Source organism: Aeromonas sp. ZOR0001 (assembly GCF_000801015.1).
Taxonomy (GTDB): Bacteria; Pseudomonadota; Gammaproteobacteria; order Enterobacterales; family Aeromonadaceae; genus Aeromonas; species Aeromonas veronii.
In genome coordinates this window covers 89,413-108,529 of the sequence record NZ_JRJY01000110.1, presented here as the reverse complement: position 1 = coordinate 108,529, position 19,117 = coordinate 89,413, and the positions used below count along the sequence as shown (strand labels likewise).

15 protein-coding genes are annotated in these 19,117 nt (G+C 59.5%); 5 read left to right on the top strand and 10 right to left on the bottom strand.

Features of this window, described 5'->3' with window-relative positions; translation table 11 throughout:
• From L972_RS14890 to L972_RS14875, 4 genes are all read right to left on the bottom strand, one after another.
• A partial coding sequence (locus tag L972_RS14890) for a FecCD family ABC transporter permease (protein ID WP_047439270.1) occupies nt 1–851 on the bottom strand: 851 nt, incomplete at its 3' end.
• 7 nt (nt 852–858) lie between these two features.
• The gene (locus tag L972_RS14885; protein ID WP_047439191.1) at nt 859–1,875 is read right to left on the bottom strand and encodes a FecCD family ABC transporter permease; all 1,017 of its coding nucleotides are present in this window, start codon (nt 1,873–1,875) and stop codon (nt 859–861) included.
• Between the two features lie 124 nt (nt 1,876–1,999).
• Nucleotides 2,000–3,967, bottom strand: coding sequence for a TonB-dependent receptor domain-containing protein (locus L972_RS14880; protein WP_047439262.1), 1,968 nt, complete (start codon nt 3,965–3,967; stop codon nt 2,000–2,002).
• Nucleotides 3,968–4,247: 280 nt separating this feature from the next.
• Nucleotides 4,248–5,051, bottom strand: coding sequence for a siderophore-interacting protein (locus L972_RS14875; RefSeq protein WP_047439190.1), 804 nt, complete (start codon nt 5,049–5,051; stop codon nt 4,248–4,250).
• 324 nt (nt 5,052–5,375) lie between these two features.
• Here L972_RS14875 and L972_RS14870 point away from each other — a divergent pair, with 324 nt between their 5' ends.
• Nucleotides 5,376–6,893 (top strand): HD domain-containing phosphohydrolase, encoded by a 1,518-nt coding sequence (locus L972_RS14870; RefSeq protein WP_042055501.1) that lies wholly within the window; start codon nt 5,376–5,378, stop codon nt 6,891–6,893.
• A 93-nt stretch (nt 6,894–6,986) separates the two neighbouring features.
• On the opposite strand, the gene L972_RS14865 is transcribed toward L972_RS14870, so the two are convergent.
• Both L972_RS14865 and dnaQ read right to left on the bottom strand, forming a co-directional pair.
• Entirely contained in the window at nt 6,987–8,252 is a 1,266-nt protein-coding gene (locus tag L972_RS14865) for a TIGR03503 family protein (protein WP_047439189.1), read from the bottom strand.
• Nucleotides 8,249–8,983 carry a DNA polymerase III subunit epsilon gene (gene dnaQ, locus L972_RS14860; protein WP_047439188.1) on the bottom strand — a complete coding sequence of 245 codons (735 nt, stop codon included), beginning with the start codon at nt 8,981–8,983 and terminating at the stop codon, nt 8,249–8,251. The genes L972_RS14865 and dnaQ overlap by 4 nt, the downstream gene beginning before the upstream one ends.
• Nucleotides 8,984–9,062: 79 nt before the next feature.
• On the opposite strand from dnaQ, the gene rnhA reads away from it, so the two are divergent.
• Nucleotides 9,063–9,527: a ribonuclease HI gene (gene rnhA, locus L972_RS14855; RefSeq protein WP_005353268.1), complete on the top strand. Its 465-nt coding sequence runs from the start codon at nt 9,063–9,065 to the stop codon at nt 9,525–9,527.
• On the opposite strand, the gene L972_RS14850 is transcribed toward rnhA, so the two are convergent.
• Nucleotides 9,515–10,237, bottom strand: a complete 723-nt coding sequence (locus L972_RS14850) for a methyltransferase domain-containing protein (RefSeq protein WP_005361718.1) — start codon at nt 10,235–10,237, stop codon at nt 9,515–9,517. The two genes, rnhA and L972_RS14850, sit on opposite strands and share 13 nt — an antisense overlap.
• Before the next feature lie 72 nt (nt 10,238–10,309).
• Here L972_RS14850 and gloB point away from each other — a divergent pair, with 72 nt between their 5' ends.
• Both gloB and L972_RS14840 read left to right on the top strand, forming a co-directional pair.
• Nucleotides 10,310–11,074, top strand: a complete 765-nt coding sequence (gene gloB, locus L972_RS14845; protein WP_005337817.1) for a hydroxyacylglutathione hydrolase — start codon at nt 10,310–10,312, stop codon at nt 11,072–11,074.
• A 70-nt stretch (nt 11,075–11,144) separates the two neighbouring features.
• Nucleotides 11,145–12,698 carry a lytic transglycosylase gene (locus tag L972_RS14840; protein ID WP_005361719.1) on the top strand — a complete coding sequence of 518 codons (1,554 nt, stop codon included), beginning with the start codon at nt 11,145–11,147 and terminating at the stop codon, nt 12,696–12,698.
• Between the two features lie 159 nt (nt 12,699–12,857).
• On the opposite strand, the gene astE is transcribed toward L972_RS14840, so the two are convergent.
• Together astE and L972_RS14830 are read right to left on the bottom strand one after the other, a co-directional pair.
• The gene (astE, locus tag L972_RS14835) at nt 12,858–13,883 is read right to left on the bottom strand and encodes a succinylglutamate desuccinylase (protein WP_047439187.1); all 1,026 of its coding nucleotides are present in this window, start codon (nt 13,881–13,883) and stop codon (nt 12,858–12,860) included.
• Nucleotides 13,884–14,166: 283 nt separating this feature from the next.
• Complete coding sequence (locus L972_RS14830) at nt 14,167–14,376, bottom strand: DUF1127 domain-containing protein (protein WP_042083987.1); 210 nt, start codon at nt 14,374–14,376, stop codon at nt 14,167–14,169.
• A gap of 523 nt (nt 14,377–14,899) precedes the next feature.
• Here L972_RS14830 and L972_RS14825 point away from each other — a divergent pair.
• Nucleotides 14,900–15,793: a DNA replication terminus site-binding protein gene (locus L972_RS14825; protein WP_047439182.1), complete on the top strand. Its 894-nt coding sequence runs from the start codon at nt 14,900–14,902 to the stop codon at nt 15,791–15,793.
• A gap of 154 nt (nt 15,794–15,947) precedes the next feature.
• Here the strand turns inward: L972_RS14825 and L972_RS14820 are convergent.
• The coding region (locus L972_RS14820) for a DEAD/DEAH box helicase (RefSeq protein ID WP_081990738.1) at nt 15,948–19,117 on the bottom strand (3,170 nt) is incomplete at its 5' end.

Below are 19,117 nucleotides of genomic sequence, written 5' to 3'. Positions count from 1 at the left end.
AGCCAGGAGGGAAGAATGGGGGCCGCCATGGCGATAAAGACCACGGGGCCGCCGATGGCGGTGCCGAGCGCCGCCACCAGAATGGCCTGGGCCAGAATGCCCAGTTGTACCCGATCGCCGTTGACGCCAAGCCCTCTGGCCATCTCGGGGCCAAAGCGCAGCACCGCCAGCGAGCGGGAGAGGTAGACGATCCAGGGGCAGAGCAGCAGCAACAGGATGGCAATCGGGGTGATGGTGCTGTAACCCACGGCAATAAAGCTGCCCATGTTCCACAGATAGAGGGAGCTCAAATGCAGCAAGGCCTGAGTGGACATCACAAACTGGCCGAGCGCCTCGAACAGCTCGGAGAGGCCGATACCGATCACCACGAACAGATAGCCCTGCTCACCCGGTTTGCGGCAGAGGGCATAGAGCACCAGCGCCGCGAAGATGGCGCCGATAGGTGCCGCCCACCAGGGCCAGCTGCCCACAGTCAGGTAGAGGGAGAATACAATGATGGCCAGAGAGGCGCCGTTGTTGACCCCCACCATATCGGGTGTGGCCAGCCGATTGCGCACCAGAGTCTGCACCAGACAGCCGGAGAGCCCCATGGCGGCCCCCGCCACCACCACCCCAAGGATGCGCGGCAGCCGGATCTTGAACAGGGTGAGCTGTTCAAGCCGTGTCCCCTCCCCCAGCAAGGTGTTGACCACCCCGGCCAAGCCAAGCTTGCCGCCGCCAACGCTCAGGGCCAGCAGAGCCAGCGCCAGCAACGCCATGGCCAGCAGAGCCAGCCAGCGCCAGCTTGGCAGATGGATCAGCAAAGAGCGGTTGCCGACCCGCAGGCAGAGCATATCGGTAGGTGTACGCATCAGCCCCTCACTTGACAGTCAGCAGGGTACGAAAGCCCCCGCGGTGAACGATGGCGATCAGTACAGGCGCGCCAATCAGGGCCAGAATAACCCCGTTGGGCAGCTCGAACGGCTGGATCAGCCAGCGCGCCAGAATGTCGGCCAACAGCAGAAACAGCATGCCGAACAGAGCGGAGAAACAGACCTGCACCGACAGCTTTACCGGTTCCACCAGTCGGCCACAGTAGGCAGCCAGAAAGCCGACAAAGCCGATGGGGCCGGCGATGGCGATGGCACTGGCGGTAAACAGGGTGGCGGCCAACAGCACGCCAATTCGCACCCGGTTGGGGCGGATCCCCAGCGCCTGGGCCTGACTATCCCCCATCTGCATCAGGGTCAGCTGGCGACAGAGCAGCAAAGTGATGACAAACGCCGCCAGCACGAAGGGCAGTACGGCAATGATGGCATCGAGATTGGCCGCCGACAGGGAGCCGAGGTTCCAGAAGCGGTACTGCTCCAGCACCATCTTGTTGGAGAGCAGCAGAAAGCTGGAGAGACCGCCGAAGGTGGCGGAGAGCGCCACCCCGACCAGAATAAGCTTCAGCGGATTGGAGCGGCCAATCATCATGCCTAGCCCCAGCACAATCACGTTGCCGAGCAGCGCGCCGAGGCCGGCCCAGAGCAGATAGCCGTAGGCGGACTCCACCCCGAACCAGGTGAGCCCCACCACCAGCGCAAAGACGGCCCCGGCGTTGACCCCGAGCAGACCGGGCTCCGCCAGCGGGTTGCGGGTCGCGCTCTGTAACAAGGAGGCCGCCAGAGATAAAGAGGCGCCGACCACCATGGCACAGAGGGTGCGCGGCAGTCGCAAGGTATTGAGCACCATGGCGAGCTTCTCGTCACTCGCCCAAGGCGCGTCACCCATCAGGTAGCCGAACACCTCGCGGGCACCATAAACACCCGCACCGGTGGCGAGCGAAAGAGAAAGCAGTATGAACAGGAGGAACAATCCCAGCCAGAACAGCGAGGTCTGGTCTCTAAACACCCTTTAACTCCTTATGGTGGCAATGCACATATTGTTGAAATACATGTGGTTTTAATAAAAGCCGTCACCCGAGGTGATCCCCTGACAACAACGGAAGCCCGCCAGTGCGGGCTCCGCTCAGCCATTACAGCTTGTAGGCCACACCGGCATAGACAGTGCGCCCGTCGAGGATCTGATCGGCCTCGGTGGCAACCCAGTCACGCTTGGTATTGGTCAGGTTGTTGAGCCCGAACTTCAGATCCATTGCCCGGGTGGCGTTCCAGACTGCCCCGATATCCAGGGTGTGGAATCCGGCGGTGGTCTCATAGGTGGTGCCGCTCATGCGCGGAACCGGCAGGATCTGGCTGCCGGTGTAGTTCCAGCCGAGCTGGGTACTCAGGCTCTCGATGACCTGCCACTCCAGCTTGGCGTTGGCGGTATGCTCCGGCGTCCGATAGAGATCCTTGCCGCTGGTCTTGTCCTCCGCGTCGATCAGGGTGACGTTGCTGGAGAGGGTCAGAGCATCGGTAATATCAAACCAACCACTCAGCTCCACCCCCTTGATGCGGGCCTTGCTGACGTTCTGATAGGTCATCACCGCCGGACGCCAGGTGGAGGTCCATGCCTCGCTCTGGATCTTGTCCTTGATATCGTTGTGGAAGGCGGTAACCCCGGCGCCCCAGAACGAACCATCATAGGCGGTGCCCAGCTCGTAGCTGACGGCGGTTTCCGGTTTCAGATCCGGGTTGCCCACTACGGCGCAGCGACCGCGACAGGCGGCTACCGCATAATCAGGATTGGACTGTGCAATGGTCGGCGCCTTGAACGCCTTGCCAATGCCGCCCTTGACCACCCAGTTGTCAGTCAGGCTGTAGAGGGCATAACCGCGGGGGCTGAACTCGGTGCCATAGGTCTCGTGGTGATCGACCCGGCCACTCAGGGTCAACGCCAGATCGCCAAAGCCAAACTCATCCTGCAGATAGAGCGCGCTCTGGTTGACGCTGACATCGCCCCCCTTGAGGTTGACGTTGTGCTTGAGTTCGGTGATGCGGTACTCGGCACCGCTGGTCAGCAGGTGGCTGCCCAGATTGCCGCTCAGCTGACCATCGAAGGTGTGGTTGGTCTGGCTCACATCGCCGCTGGTCTTGCTCAGCGCCGTCATCAGTTCGGAGTCATCAAACAGGTCAACCTGCTCGAAGGCATAGCCGACCCGGCTGTCGAACTGATCCCAACGGCCGACGTGGGTGGCATTGAGCCCCAGTCGCTCCATCTGCTGGATATTGCGCGGCGTCTGGCCGTAGTTATTCCAGTGGGCCTCCCGATCATCTTTGGCATAGTTCATCCCCACATCCAGATCCTGACGATCGTCGATCAGCCATTTGACGTTGGAGAGGATCCCCAGCTTTTCACGCTGCTCGATGGCATCGGCCTTGGGGTTGATGCTCTGCTCGCTCTGCCAGGCATCCCGGTGATTCCCTTCTACCACTAGGTTGGCCAGCAGCTTGTTGTCGATCAGCGCCCCGCCCACATAGGCGCTCGCCTTGTTGATAGTCCCGCCGTGACCATCGGTGGGATCGCTGAAGGTATAGGTGGCCGCCGCTTCGGTCTTCTCCCCGGGTTGGCGCAAGATGACATTGACCACCCCACCCAGCGCATCGGCACCGTAGAGGGAGGAGATAGGGCCACGGATCACTTCGATACGCTCAATGGCCGCCATCGGGATGGCGGAGAGATCGAAATCATTGCCATAACCGGAGGTAAGAGCATCGCGGGAGCTGATACGCCGGCCATTGACCAGCAACAGGGTGTAATCCCCCTCCAGCCCGCGCAACTTGATCTCGCTGCGGCCGTAGCTGGTAGCAGGGCTGATATTGACCCCCGGCAACTGTTTCAGAGCGCCGGTCAGATCATTGACATTGAGCTTGTCGAGCTCGGCCCGGGTTACCACAGAGACGCTGGCCGGGGCGGTCAGCTCGCTGTGCCGGGTTTTACTCGCCGTCACCACCATAGTTTCATGAGCGGCGACAGGCGCAGTCCCTTGGGCCAGAACTGGCAGGGTAAAAAGGGACAACACCAGCGGATGCACTGCAAATCGTCGGGATGATGTACGCATCATCAACACTCCACATAAAACAACCAGGGCCAACACCACCGACATCCCTGTCTGACCTCGCCAGACCCGGTGCAAAGTGATGGAGTTCATTGGCATGAACAGTCTCGTTCATGCCCCATCACCCCGAACATCAGTGCATTACGGCAGGCCCTGCGTTGTGCTATGCCACTCGCAGCCATCATTAACAAAAGCGCCGTACCGACTGACATCGGGACGGCGCAATACTAAATGCAAATCATTTTTATTTGCAAGAGTGAATCAGGTATTCTTTCGCATCCGCTTAATTATCCATCACATCGTGACGGGTCTGGTGATAGGCCTCTTCACTCTTGCCCCGGCGCCAGTACGGCACGGCGTAGAGCGACTGGCGATCCACCTCGAGCACAGACCGAAAATGGCGGCGCAGCGGCAGCACCAGCGCCTCTTCCCCACCCAGCCAGAAGAAGCCACCATCGCGCACCAGCGGCAGAGCAATCACATGTTCCAGCAGGCCACTGGACTCGGGCTCGCCGACAAACCAGTGACAGCGAACCCCGACCGGCAGCGTCAACGGCTGAGCATCGGCCTGATCCGGCACCAGAATCGCAATTTCCCCTCTGGCATCGGCAGGCATCACCTCACACATCGCCATGATGGCGGGCAAGGCGGTGAGATCCCCCACCAAGCAGTAGTGATCGGCCGGTTGCAGCATGGGGTTGGGACCACCCGGCCCGGAGAGGATCACCTTCTCTCCCGGCTTGGCATGGGTAGCAAAGGCGCTGGCGGGCCCGCCGTCACCGTGCAGCACGAAGTCGATATCAATTTCCTGCTCATCACGGCGAAACGCTCGGATGGTGTAGGTGCGGATCACCGGCTTGTCAGCCGGGTCACTCCAGCGCGGGCCGCTCGGGGTCATGGCAGGCAGCACCGGCTCTACCTGATGGGGCTGGGCCAGCATCACCTTGATATGGGCTCCACCGCAGGTAAAGGGATAGTCAGCCAGTTCGCTGCCACCAAAGGTGATGCGACGCAAATGGGGGGTGATCTGGGCAATGGCTTTGACAGTCAGCAGACGGGGGCGATTGGGAGGCAGAGATGGGGACACGATGGGGCTCCTCGTTGAGTGTGTCGCCCATGCTACACGCAAATAGGAATTACTATCAAATAAGATTATTTCTCGTCTAATAGCTACAAGCTGGATTCAAACATCCCCAACCACTGGCGTCCACACCCCAATCCAGACATAGGCTTTATGCACGCTAGCTCCATGATTGGGCAAAGAAAGCAGCCGGACAACGCCATAGTTACGAAGGGTTCCATTTGCTTATTTCGACCATAGTTTTTCGAGATCAAATTTTATTTCCCAATAAGTTTCCTATCCTTAGTGAAGCAGTTAATGTAAGCACAGGATGCCAAACAGGATTGTATGATGGATGACCAGATCCTGATTATTGATGATGACGATCTCTCCCTCCCCGACGCACAGCAAGCGGGCTGGAAGGTGATGATTGTTGACGATGAGCCTGAAGTGCATCGCATCACCAAAATCACCTTGAACAAATTCGAGTTTGACAATCGCCCCATCGATTTTCTGCATGCCTATTCCGCGGCGCAGGCCAAAGAGTTGCTGGCCACCACCCCGGACGTTGCTCTGTTGCTGCTGGACGTGGTGATGGAGGTCGACCACGCTGGCCTCGATGTCGTCAAATACGTCCGTGAAGATCTGCAAAATAAGATGGTACGCATCGTGTTGCGTACCGGCCAACCCGGCCAGGCGCCGGAAGATGACGTGGTCACCAACTACGACATCAACGACTACAAGGATAAAACCGAGCTCACCTCCCAGAAGCTGCGCACCCTGCTGCGGGCCAGCCTGCGATCCTATCGGGATATCCGCACCCTGGAGAGTAACCGTCAAGGGCTGGAAAAAGTCATCGAAGCCTCCAAGGGGATCTTTGAGAAACGTGCCTTGCGCCAGTTTGTCGAAGGCGCCCAGGAGCAGCTCAGCGCCTTGCTCCATCTGGGGGAAACCCAGATATACGACGTCAAGCAATACGCCTATGAGGTGAAGGATCAAGTATTGGAGCCCCTGCTCCCCGGCCATCCCGCCATGCTCCTCACAGAAGCGCCGGAGATCCTGCGCCAGGCTATGAGCAAGCGCAGCAACGTCTATAACGCCACCCAGATGGTGCTCTACTGCCAGAATCCGCGCCACCACCTGCTGTTCCACATCGAGACCACCCGCCAGCTCAGCCAGATCGATACCAGTCTGCTGACCCTGTTTACCGAAAACATCATAGTGGCGCTGGAGAATATCCGACTCAATGAGGTGATCGCCGACAACCAGCGGGAGATCATCTATCGCATCGGCGAACTGGTCGAAACCCGTTCCAAAGAGTCAGGACTGCACGTCAAACGGGTCGCGCTCTATACCGAACAATTCTGCCACCTGATGGGCATGAGCGAAGAGCAGAGCGAGCTGGTGAAACGTGCCTCGCCGCTCCATGACATTGGCAAGGTGGGAATTCCCGATGCCATCTTGCACAAGCCGGGCAAGCTGACGCCGGAGGAGTGGGAGATCATGAAAACCCACGCCCAGCTCGGGCAGGATATGCTCTCCGGCAGCGATCTGGCGCTGTTTCAGATTGGTGCCACCATCGCTGGCAATCACCATGAGAAATGGAATGGCAGTGGCTATCCCCGCGGTTTGAAGGGGGCCGATATTCCGCTGGAGGGGCGGATTGTGGCGCTGGCTGACGTGTTCGATGCCCTGGGTTCGGATCGCTGCTACAAGAAGGCGTGGCCGCTGGACAAGGTGCTGGCCCTGATTGAAGAGGAGAAGGGGCAGCATTTCGACCCCCAGCTGGTCGAGCTGATGATGGCCAATCTGGACAAGTTCCTCGAGATCCGCGAGCAGAACAAGGATGTCTATATCGGCGAACACTGATAGCCAGCTTGTTCTGTTTATGAACTAAAAAAAACCGCCCTGCTTATCAGGGCGGTTTTTTATCTCTGGCATCACGCCACTTCAGTTCGAGGGTTACTGCTCTGGCAGATTGAGATCCAGCTTGGCGGCAGGTTGTCCGGCTTGCTGATTCTCGGCCTGCGCAGCGGCCAGAGCACGCTTCAGGGCACGCCGTTTTTGTATCACCACAAACCCGACCCCACCCAATACCGCCAGCAGCACACCACCACCCGCCAATGCCCAGACCAGCCAGCCCATTTCCTCCTCTGCCGGAGCTTCATGGGTCGCCTCGGCACTGGAGGCCGGTGTGGCGGCCGACACCACCTCTACAGGAGGCGGCGGTGGCGGGAAGACATTGAAGGTTTTCACCGGCAACTCGATTTTCAGCTCACGGCCGAGGCGAGTGGTGCCATAGAGGGTTGCTTTCACCTCATGCTGACCGACCTCCTTGATGTTGGAGAGATCGATATCAAGCTTGGGGTCGCTGGCGGTCTCGCTGAACTCGTAGAGGCCGCCCACATTGCTGGTCACACTCCCCTTGACAACCACGGAAGCAGGATCCAGCTCATCACGGTCTATTAGCAGTGAGAGCTTGGCACCCAGCTCATCCGAAGGCGGCGACAAGTTATAGCTGAACGGATAGGGGTAAAGCAGTACATCCTGATAACGGGCACGGACAAACACCTGATTGCCCGTGCTGAACATGGCGCGGTACTTGCCACCGGGAATATCCTGCAGCGTCACTTCCGCCGTCATGATGCCATCACCCGGCACTTCGTCGAGCCCCTTGCCATCATCGCGATAGTGGCCAAGTACTTGATCCAGCACGACCTCTTTCTTATCGGCATCGCTGAACGATTGCAGCTTGACGGTCATGCCAAGATCAGAGAGATAGTATTTATCTTTCGGTGGCTGACCATTGATCAGCAACCACGCCTTGAGCTTGACCACCTCCCCCTGATAGAGCTGCATCGGCAGGGCGGCGATATCGAGCCGGATATCGGAGAGAATGCGCACCCGGTTATCGGGATCCACCTCGCCAATCGCCTGCCAGGGGCCCGGCATGGGATTGCGCAGGGTAATGAGATCATGCTCCGGCAGCGCCAGCCAACCCACATCGGCAGGTTTGACCTTGCCCACGTAAAGCTTGCTGCCATCGGGGCGAACCAGGATCACCGAGGGGGTGCCCGGCTTGCGCTTGATAATGAAGGTGATCTCCTTCACGCCGTAATCGATGCGAAAGCGGTTATCCAGCAGCGGAATATCGGAAGGGGCAAATACCTCGGTCGCCGTCGCCCCCAGCGAGAGCAACAACAGCAGACCGGCACACCACTTGCTCATTGCCGCCACAGACAACTTCCTCCCTTCTTCTGTACCAGATCCAGTCTCGCTTCGTGCAGGGCCTGAACCTCGGCGCTGGCACGCACCACCTTGAGGGCGGGTCGGTTGCTCTCTAACCGGCGAATACTGGTGTCCTGATTGCTTTCGTTTTCGTTGCTCTCGGTGGCCAGATTGAGTTTGGTCTGGCCACCGGTCATCAGCAGGTAGACGTCCGCTAGGATCTCCGCATCGAGCAGAGCCCCGTGCAGGGTACGGTGGGAGTTGTCGATACCGTAACGATCGCACAGCACATCCAGGTTGTTGCGCTTGCCGGGGAAGAGATCCCGCGCCATCGCCAGGGTATCTGTGATGGTGCAGATATCCGCCGTCTTGAAGTTGAGTCCGAGCTTGCTGAACTCGTAGTCCATGAAGCTCACGTCAAACGGTGCGTTGTGAGCGATCAGTTCGGCGCCGCGGATGAACTCGAGGAATTCATCGGCAATCTGGCTGAACGACGGTTTGTCACGCAGGAACTCGTCGGTAATACCGTGCACCTGGATCGCTTCCGGGTCGACCAGACGATCAGGCTTGATATAGACGTGATAGTGGTTACCGGTCAGCTTGCGGTTGATCACCTCCACACAGCCGATTTCGATAATGCGGTGCCCCAGATAGACAGGGCCGCCCGCCGTATTCATACCTGTGGTTTCAGTATCCAGAATGATCTGGCGATTCAGTTGGGGTGTGTTCATGATCCAATCTATGTCAAACTTCGGCTTTACTTACTCGCTAGTTTACCCCAAGCCTCATGTTAAAACAGATTGATTGCTCATGTTAAAACAGATTGATGTCTATACCGACGGCTCCTGCCTCGGCAATCCGGGCCCGGGTGGTTACGGGGCCGTCATGGTCTACGGCAAGCACCGCAAAGAGATTTCCGCCGGATTCAAGTTGACCACCAATAACCGGATGGAGCTGATGGCCGCCATCATGGGGCTGCGCACCCTCAACGAACCGTGCAAGGTGCGCCTCACCACCGACAGCCAGTATGTCCGCCAGGGGATCACCCAGTGGATCATCGGCTGGAAGAAGAAAGGGTGGATGACCGCCAACCGGCAACCGGTCAAAAACGTCGATCTCTGGAAGGAGCTGGATGCAGAAGTGGGTCGCCACCAGATTGAGTGGCTCTGGGTGAAGGGACACTCCGGCCACCCGGAGAACGAACGGTGCGACGAGCTGGCCAGAGAGGCCGCCTGCGGCAAGGATCTGGCCGAGGATACCGGCTACCAGCCCTGACGGGCCATTCCCGGTGTGGCGAGGGACTTTGGCAGTTGCCAGCGCCGCCGCACCGGGATCAGTGGAAAGCGCCGTTTACGGGCCGCAATCACGTATACCGATGCAAATGCCCTGCAATAATCCCGCCCGATACTCTCCCGCCACCAACTGTGCCAGCTCTGTTTCCCCATAAACGAGTAACCGAAACGCTCGTCGAACATCACCTCGCATCCCAGCAGATGCAACCAGTCAGTCACCCGCCCCGGGGTGAACATCCGTGCCGACCAGGGCATTCTGCGCCGCAAGAACGGCACACAGTGACCGATCCCGACCAGACTCATGGGGTTATAACCACTGATGATCAGCCAGCCATCGTCGGTCAGCACCCTTTCGGCTTCGCGCAACACCTGATGAGGATCGGCGGAGAAATCAAGGCAGTGAGCCAGCAGGCAGGCATCGACGCTGCCGGTCCGCACCGGCAGATCGAGGGGATCGCCATACATGTCGAGCAACCGCCCACCGGGGGCGACCCCGATCTGGTGACGAATGGAGGAGCGTTTGCAGGAGAGTTCAGCGCTCAGGGCGCCAATTTTCAGCAGATGATACCCAAACAGATTGGGGCACCAGTTGTCGAGCCGATCCTGGATCTCGGCCGCCACCCAGTCCCCCATAGGCAATGCAGACCAGCTGGTCGGGATCTCGATTTGTTGTTCGGTACGTGCCACCTGCATAATAGGGCTCAACTCGGGGTTTCGAACGCCATCCTGTTATATAAGATACCCTCCTTAAAGAGAAGCAGACTCATGTATCCAGTGATCACAGTTCCAGCCTTTAATGACAACTACATCTGGTTGATCCGCCACGAAAATCACTGTCTGGTGGTCGATCCGGGCGATGCCGCACCTGTGCTGGAGCGGCTCGAGGCATTGGGGCTGGTGCTCGATGCCATCCTGCTGACCCATCACCATCACGACCATGTCGGGGGTGTCACCGACCTGCTTGCCCACTTCCCCCACGCCCGGCTCTATGGCCCCAAACTTGACCCGATGCCGGATCACCACGGTCAGTGGCTGGAAGATGGCGATCAGATCAACTGGCACGGCCTCGCCCTCGAGGTGATCCATGTGCCCGGGCACACTCGCGGCCACATCGCCTACCACGGCAACGGCATGCTCTTTTGTGGCGATACCCTCTTCTCGGCCGGTTGTGGCCGCCTGTTTGAAGGGACGCCGGAGCAGATGTACCACTCGCTGCAACGACTCGCCGCCCTGCCCGATGAGACACTCATTTATTGTGCCCACGAGTACACCCTCTCCAACCTGCGTTTTGCCTATGCGGTCGAGCCGGACAACCCGGCGATCCGCCGCCAGATCGGGCTGATCAGCAAACTGCGGCAACAGGGGCTGCCAAGCCTGCCAACCCGGCTGGGTGACGAACGCACTTTCAACATTTTTCTGCGCTGCGAACAGGATTCAGTGAAATTTTCTGCTGAAAAGCATGGGCTAAAATGCGTGGAAAATCCGGTAGATACCTTCACCATCCTGCGTCAGTGGAAGGACGTTTTTTGAACAAACCTTGATCAGGGGGCCATTGCCCCTTATGATGCGAGCTGTTTTTCCTAAAAATGACCGGAACGAGATGAAGGTACGAACGGCCTTATTGGCAGCGCTGTTGCTCAGCGGCTGCCAAAACCTGAGCCATCAGGATGACCGGGCGCTAACGGCAATCGAGCCGATCAAGTCCCCCCAGGTCAAGAAAAAAGCGCATAAAAAACACTCTTCCCATTTCCTGTTTGGCGATGAACAGCTGGACGAAATGGAAGATACGGACAATCTGTGGGTGCGTATCAGCGATGATATGCAACTGGAAACTCCGGACAATCCGCGCATCCGCCAGCAACGTGAGTGGCTGTTGCGCAATGATAAGCATCTGGCGACCATTGCCAGCCGGGCTGAACCCTACCTCTATCTGATGGTAGAGGAGATTGAACGGCGTGAGCTGCCAATGGAGCTTATTACTGTCCCGATGATCGAGAGCATGTTTGATCCCCATGCCCGATCCCGCAGCAATGCCGTCGGTCTGTGGCAGTTTGTGCCAGCGACAGGCAGAAACTTCGGTCTGCGCCACGACAACTGGTATGACGGACGGCGCGATGTGCTGGCCTCCACCAATGCGGCGCTCGACTATCTGGAGTACCTGAACCGCTTCTTTGACGGTGATTGGCTGCAGACGCTGGCCGCCTACAATGCCGGGGAAGGTAGGGTGCGCAACGCCATCCAGCGTAACCAGCGCGCAGGCAAGCCGACCGACTACTGGTCGCTCGATCTGCCCCGCGAAACCCGGATGTATGTGCCCAAGATCCTCGCCATGGCTGACATGATCAGCAATGCGGACAAGTACAATATCCAGTTGCCGGTGCTCGCCAACGAGCCGAAGCTGCGAGTGGTGGAGACCGGCAGTCAGATCGATCTGAACGTGGCCGCCCAACTGGCAGGTCTGCGCACCTCACAGCTCAAGGAGGTCAATCCGGCCCTGAGCCGTGGCGTGATGTCGCCCCGTGGCCCTTACCGCCTGCTGGTACCGGTAGAATATGCCGATACCCTGGAGCTGGCACTGGCCGATCTGCCCAAGAGCGAACGTATTCGTACCCGCTCCTATCAGGTCACCAGTGGCGATACCCTGTCGCGCATAGCCCAGAATCATGGCGTCAGCGTGAACGAGCTGAAGCTGGCCAACAATCTGCGCAGCAACAACCTGCGTCGCGGTCAGCAACTGGTGATCCCGACCCACGGTCAGGTCAGCAGCAAGGCCAGCTCCGCCAGCAAACCGCAACAGCTGGCAAGCCGTGGCAGCAGCCAGAAGGCCAAAGTCAGCTACAAGGTGCGCTCGGGTGACAACCTGTGGAGCATCAGCCAGGCACACGGCGTCTCCCACGAAGAGCTCGCCAAGTGGAACGGTCTGAATGCCAAGTCGGCGCTCAAGCCAGGCATGAAGCTGGTGGTCTATCCCAAGCAAGGGAAGAAGAGCGACAAATCGATGGTGTATCAGGTTCGCCGTGGCGACTCCATCTCCTCCATCGCAGCTCGCTTCCAGGTGGCTATCAACGATGTGATGCGCTGGAACCAGCTGGATAAAGGGGATTACCTCAAGCCCGGCCAGGAGCTGACCCTGTTTGTGAAGAACAACAGCTAAGCCTCACCGCTTGAACCCGATAAAAACGGGGCCAGTCATCTGACTGGCCCCGTTTTTTATTACTGCGGCTAACCGCTGCTGTGTCTGAGCCACCGACTAAAACAATGGCTTGGCGCCACCTGCGGATGCATCACCGCTCTGCAGGCAAAACTATCACCGCTATTCCCAGAGCCTTGTCGGCACCACCATAAGCACTGTGCGCTGACCGATCGCCACGTTGGCATTGGGGAAGACCACCGCCTCACGCGGCTTCTCGACCGTGTAGCGAAGCTCGCCATCCTCGGCCAGCACGAACCCTTGCGGGAACTCGGTGAAGTTGTCCACATCGCTGGCAAACAGAAAGCGAAATTGCTCCGATTTTTTGGTGATCACCCGATCGATGGCAAACAGGGTGAAATCGTCCGCCCGCCACGGCTCCAGCGCCACCTCATCCTGAGTGACCAGCTCTTGCAGCGCCTGACGGGTTTCGATAAAGCGGGTCATGTCGTTCTCGCCAAACGGGCGCACCTTGCCCAACTCCACCGTAAAGGCGTGGGCACCATGCTGGCGGGAGCTGTAGTAGCTGAAGGTCGTGGTCGGGCTGGCGGAGAGCAGAATGGTACGCACCCCGCAGGCACCGAGGAACTGCACCTGCTCGCGGCAGTGGGGCCGCTCGTGGGGAAAGGGGTAGACGGCGAACTTCTCGTGGCGCGAACTGCGAATGGCGGTGTGCAGATCGTAGTGGTAGCGGGGACGAGCAGGATCGGCAAAGAAGCGGCTCACATACTGCTCGAGACGCATGGCACGGATCCGCTCCCGATTGCAGAGTCCCTCCCCCTTGCTGTGGGTGCCGGAGAAGAGCCGGTTCATGTTCTCCTCCACCTCCCGCAGCCCCAGATTCATCGCCGCCGGATTGCCAAACAGGAACAGCACCCGATGACGGGCGCTCAGCTCGCCTGAAAGCAGACGGCTCAGCAGCTGGTTGCAAATCTCGATGGGGGCTGTCTCGTTGCCGTGAATACCGCAGGAGAGGACGATATCCTTGCGTCCTCCCGGCTGGTCGCCCGCGCCACTGGCAGGCTCCAGACAGAGCACGCCCGTATCCCAGACGCTGACCCGTGCACCATCGGGCAGGGCAAATTCAAAGGGCTCAAGCTGCCACTCATGGCTGCGGGTCAAGGCCAAAAAATCGTGCTGGGGAATCATCCGTCTCACCCTCTCGCTCTGGAATACTATGGCCGGATTATACGCAAGGCATCGCGGCTTAAAATCGTTTTTTAAACAAATTCAAACATTAACGATACAAGTGTGATAACAATCGAACGATGACAGCAATGACGGTAGCGATATGGAATAAAGAGGAGAGGAAAAAGGATTAACGTAAAACGGGGAGAGATAAAACAGACAGTGACAGACTTGGCGGCTGGTCCCCACAGGGGCAGAGCAGCAAGCGACTCAGCAGAAAAACAAGGCATCCATGCCCGGTTGATTAACCACGCCAGAACGGCTTGGTGGTCTCTTGATAACGGTCAGCTTCGTTCAGGCCGATGTCTTTGAGCAGGTACTCAGGCAGTTCGGAGAGCTGGCGACGGCTGCGGCTGCGCTCCAGCCAGGTCAGAACGGTCATTTTAACGCGAGCAGCCAGATTCAATTGGCTGGAATGCTGGTAACCGGTTTCGGTATAAGTCATGTTGGCCATGATGTGGCTCCTCTGAATATTTGTTTACGCACTGGGCTTTATTTGATGCGCAAAGCTTAGTCAGGGAGCAGGGCCGACTCAATTGACGAATTTTGATACGTTACATTAGGAAAACTAATAGTAAAAAACTGACTGATACAATTTTAATGCTTTGATTTATAAAGAATAATTAAGTCACTATTCGACCATCAACGGCCCACAGCATATTGTGCTGCATGGCACCACCTTACATATGCAATTTACCGCATTGCCTATGCACTCGCCAACAGACGTGCTATGGGTGGCAACCCCGTCATTACATTCAATTGTTAATTCAGCGATCTCTTTGCGATCTTAAATTAACACAATGAAACATAAAAAAAACTTACCTTTCCTCCCTCGCCACTCCCTCGATGAAGACCCGGAAACGCCCCTCTTGGCGCGCAACCGGCATACTGGTATGGTTATTTATACAGTAGTTTATTCCCCTGCCCTGACGCCATCGTTTATGCCGTCAGCGGCGGATGAAACCACAGGATCATCGATGGATACCTTTACCCCGACCGCCGCCCTGCGTCAACAGATGGCCGCCATTGAAGGCGCTCTCAACCAGCTGGCCGATCTGCTTTGCCAGCTCGACCTGCAGGAGGCTCATGTCTATCCCCTCCCCCCGGTTGCACAGGGGGAAGAACACGACCCGATCGAGCAAATTGAGGTGGGCTATCTCAACGGTGAAGCCGCGCTGGCGGCCACCCTCGCCGCCTATCAGGACCACAGCGCCCGCCCCGGCTGCTCAACCAAGGCAACTCATCGGCTGCCCGGCTGGTTGCGCTTTCCTGCCGCCGCCGCTCCGTTGATCCAGCCTCTGGTTGAGGAGATCAATCAGCGCAAGCTCGATTTCAAGGCGCTGGTGCAGCAGGCGGGGGGACGGGACGAGAAGTTCGAGCTGGTACATACTGCCCTGCCCGGCGTGATCACCCTGCAGGTCTACCGCAAGCTGACCCTGTTGACAGGTGAGCTGCAATCCCTCGGCTTTACCTGGGCTGACAAGCAGACCATCAATCGCCTCAGTCGCGAGCAGGTGCTTGAGATGCTGGAGCGCAGCCGCCGCTACATACCGGCCCTCTCCAACAACGAGGAGTGGAGCAAGATGGTGGATCAGGAGGTGTACGACATTCGCCGTCTGCCCGCCGATGCCGAGCTGCGGATCCGCCGCCCGGTCAAGACCCACCCGATGATCAACCTGCTCTGGTTGGAGCGCACCCCGCGCAAGCAGCAGATCAAGGCGAGCCTGCCTCTGCTGCTCTGCTCGGATACCCCGCCTGCAGTCACCCATCTGGGCAACTATCCCCCCAAGAGCCGGCAGGCGCGGCGAGATCGCAAGATTGGCGGCGAGCCCATCATAGAGCGGCTGCACCTCTATCTCTATCAGGGGTGACTGGATCAGGGATAGCTGGTTCAGGGATAACTGCGCCGCCTTGCCGCGATAAACGAGTATCCCGCATCAGCGTCCCAAACGAGAAAAGGGAGAACATCTCTGGATGTTCTCCCTTTTCTGTATCGATAGACGGTATGTAAGGCGGCGTCGCCAATCAGCCCATCAGCAGGGCCCGCAGGCTCTCCACATCCAGCCCGCGCACCTCGGACTGGCCGCTCAGCAACCCATCGGCCAGCGCCCGCTTCTCGTCGTGCAGGGCGACAATCTTCTCCTCCACCGTCTGCTCGCACACCAGCCGGTACACGGTCACCGGCTGGGTCTGGCCCATCCGGTGCGCCCGATCGCTCGCCTGATCTTCCACCGCCGGGTTCCACCAGGGATCGAGGTGCAGCACGGTATCGGCCTGGGTGAGGTTGAGGCCGGTCCCCCCCGCCTTGAGGCTGATGAGGAACAGCGGCACTTCCTCATGACGAAAACGCAGGATGGAGTCCTGACGGGACTTGGCGGAGCAGCCCCCATCCAGATAGCAGTAGTCCCAAGACTTCTGCTCGATGCGGGTCCGCAACAGACTCAGCAGATCGACGAACTGGCTGAACACCAGCACCCGATGACCGCCGTCGATCGCCTCTTCCAGCAGGGCCATCGCCTCGTCCAGCTTGCTGCTGGTTTGCGACCACTCGGGCATCACCAGCTCCGGTGAGCAGCAGAGACGGCGCAGCCGGGTCAGGCCACTCAGCACATGCATCAAGGCGCGGCCATCGGCGCTTTGCACCTGCTGCACCACTTCCCGCCGGGTCGCCTCGTAGAGCTGGCGCTCTTCGGGGGAGAGGCTGATGTGGTGGATGATCTCGGTCTTGTCCGGCAGCTCAGTCAGCACCTGCTGCTTGAGACGGCGCAGGATGAAGGGGCTGATCACCGCCCGCAGTAAGGCCATGTGCTGGGGATCCTTGACCGCCTTGCCAAAGCGACGCTTGAACTCGCCAAGGCTGCCGAGCAGCCCCGGGTTGATAAAGGTGAAGAGGCTCCACAGCTCCCCCAGATGGTTCTCGATGGGGGTGCCGGAGAGGGCGAGGCGAAAATCGCCGTCGAGCTGGAACAACAGCTTGGCACGCTGGGTACCGGCGTTTTTGATCTGCTGGGCCTCATCGAGCACCATGCTGGACCAGCGACGGGACTTGAGCGCCTCCGCCAGGCTGCCAAGCATGCCGTAGTTGATGAGGATCACCTGACCGGCCTTGGCCTCGCGAATAATCCCCTCCCGCTCGGCCGGATTCTCGAACACCACCACATCCAGTTCGGGGGCGAAACGGGTCACCTCCTCCTGCCAGTTGGTGACCACTGACTTGGGCACCACCACCAGCGCAGGGCCAAGGTGCTGGCGCATCCGCAGCACGATAAGCGCCTGCAGCGTCTTGCCCAGACCCATGTCATCGGCCAGACAGGCACCAAAACCGTGATGGGCCAGGGTCGCCATCCAGCGCACCCCCTCCTTCTGATAGTCCCGCAGGGAGGTAAGCAGCTCGTCCGGGCAATCGACCTCCTGCTGCCACTCCTGCTGAAGGGATTGCCACGCCGCATCCCCTTCGGTGGTAATGACCGAGAGCAGGCGAGTGAGCGGATAGGCCAGTTTGTTGTTGATGCGCTGCTCTTCATCGAGCATGGCCCCCAGCATGGTGAGCCGCTCAACCAGCTTGTCGCTCAGCATCAGGCTGGTCTTCTCGTCGAGCTGAACGGTGCGCTGCCCCGGGGTCATTTGGCGCAGAATAAGGCGCAGATCGAGGATCTGGTGCTCATCGAGGGCCAGTGCCCCTTCGACCTGGAACCAGTCCTGCCGCCGCTCGATACGCAGGCTCAGAGCCGCTTCATCGAGGCTCTTGAGGCGAGCGCTGTCCTGATGCCAGTGAATGACCACGCCGGCATCCACCAGCTCGGGCAGGGCATTGACCAGCGCCAGCGCCTGTTCCCCCTGCAGCAGCCACTCGCTGCCGGGCAGGCCGATGGGGAGTTGATTGCGCAGTAGCTGGGCCTGCAGCTTCTCGGCCGCGAGATCCCGCTGCCAGTAGTGGTACGCCTTGATCCCCTGCCGTACGATCGCCTCCCCCTTGCCAAGGGGCTGGGGCGGCAGATCCTCAAAGCGGGTCACCAGCTTGACCGACAGCTGACCATCCTGCCAATCCAGTTGCACCGAAGGAATGCCCGGCCAGGGAGCCAGTTCGGCGTTGCCGCTAAGCCCCGCAACCTGACTGTGCCAGGGCAGCTCGGGAATGGCGTCCAGGGTGCGTTGCAGCTCGGCCAGCCCCTCGGCGGGCAGCAGCGGGATGGATTCGAGCGCTGGCAAGCGGTCGAGCAGCGGCTGCGGGGTGAGGATCAGCTGCCACAGATCTTGCGCCAGCGGCATGATATGGGCCCCGCGGGCGGCCGCATCGGGGCAGAGCTGCGCGCTCATCCCCTGCTCGGTGGCCACCACCTGCAGCAGGGGGGCGCTGATGGCCAGTTGCAGCTTTTGCCCCTTGGCGTTGAACAAACGGGGGTGATCGGCCAGCGGCGCCCAGACATCCCGCGGCAGTCGTCCCATCACCCGTGGCAGGGTGCGGACCAGCGCCCAGTCATGCTCGTCGAGCATGGCGGCATACTGGGTAGAGAGCAGGGCCGGATCGACCCGGCGACCGGCGGTCCACTCCCCCTTGGTACTCAGCTTCTGGATCTTGCACTCCAGCTCGGGGCCGTCGGCATGGAGCAGCCACACCAACCGCTCTTGCGGCTTTCGTACGCCACTGGAGCGTCCCAGCCCCTGCAACCAGTTGAGCCAGCTGGCAGAGGCCGCGGTTTTATCCTCGTCCCCGTCATCATCCTGCTCGTCACTGCCCTCTTGCGTACTCTCCTCACTACCGCGCAGTTGGCACAAGGGCGCCCCTTTGGCCGCCTCGCCCAACAAGATGCGCAGCAGATCCTGACAAAAGGCCATCAGGCGATGATGGGGTTCGGCATCGAGCAGATGGGAGAGATCCCACTTGTGCAACATGGCCACCTGCGGGCTCTGGGCACCGTGACGGGCCAGCGCGCAGAGATCGAGCCAGAGATAGCCCCAGTGGAGCTCCTCCACCGGCAGCTGCAGGGTATCGAACAGGCCGACCGCCTGACCGTGGCGATCGCCCGCCCACTGGCTGAGCAGGTCGGCAAGCAGGGGGAACTGGCCAGTCAGACTGCGCTGCCACTTCTTGCGCTGTTCGCTGGCGATGACGGGGTCGGCCTGCTGCAACCAGCCAAGCCAGAGCAGGGCGCTGAACGAACGGGGCCACTGGCCCGCCTCACCCTCATCGGTTG

What these genes read in the sequence shown, in the direction of transcription:
- L972_RS14880 (WP_047439262.1), bottom strand. Translation starts at nt 3,967, where the DNA reads ATGCGTACATCATCCCGACGATTTGCAGTGCATCCGCTGGTGTTGTCC.
- L972_RS14870 (WP_042055501.1), top strand. Translation starts at nt 5,376, where the DNA reads ATGGATGACCAGATCCTGATTATTGATGATGACGATCTCTCCCTCCCC.
- L972_RS14865 (WP_047439189.1), bottom strand. Translation starts at nt 8,252, where the DNA reads ATGAGCAAGTGGTGTGCCGGTCTGCTGTTGTTGCTCTCGCTGGGGGCG.
- dnaQ (WP_047439188.1), bottom strand. Translation starts at nt 8,983, where the DNA reads ATGAACACACCCCAACTGAATCGCCAGATCATTCTGGATACTGAAACC.
- rnhA (WP_005353268.1), top strand. Translation starts at nt 9,063, where the DNA reads ATGTTAAAACAGATTGATGTCTATACCGACGGCTCCTGCCTCGGCAAT.
- L972_RS14850 (WP_005361718.1), bottom strand. Translation starts at nt 10,237, where the DNA reads ATGCAGGTGGCACGTACCGAACAACAAATCGAGATCCCGACCAGCTGG.
- gloB (WP_005337817.1), top strand. Translation starts at nt 10,310, where the DNA reads ATGTATCCAGTGATCACAGTTCCAGCCTTTAATGACAACTACATCTGG.
- L972_RS14840 (WP_005361719.1), top strand. Translation starts at nt 11,145, where the DNA reads ATGAAGGTACGAACGGCCTTATTGGCAGCGCTGTTGCTCAGCGGCTGC.
- astE (WP_047439187.1), bottom strand. Translation starts at nt 13,883, where the DNA reads ATGATTCCCCAGCACGATTTTTTGGCCTTGACCCGCAGCCATGAGTGG.
- L972_RS14830 (WP_042083987.1), bottom strand. Translation starts at nt 14,376, where the DNA reads ATGGCCAACATGACTTATACCGAAACCGGTTACCAGCATTCCAGCCAA.
- L972_RS14825 (WP_047439182.1), top strand. Translation starts at nt 14,900, where the DNA reads ATGGATACCTTTACCCCGACCGCCGCCCTGCGTCAACAGATGGCCGCC.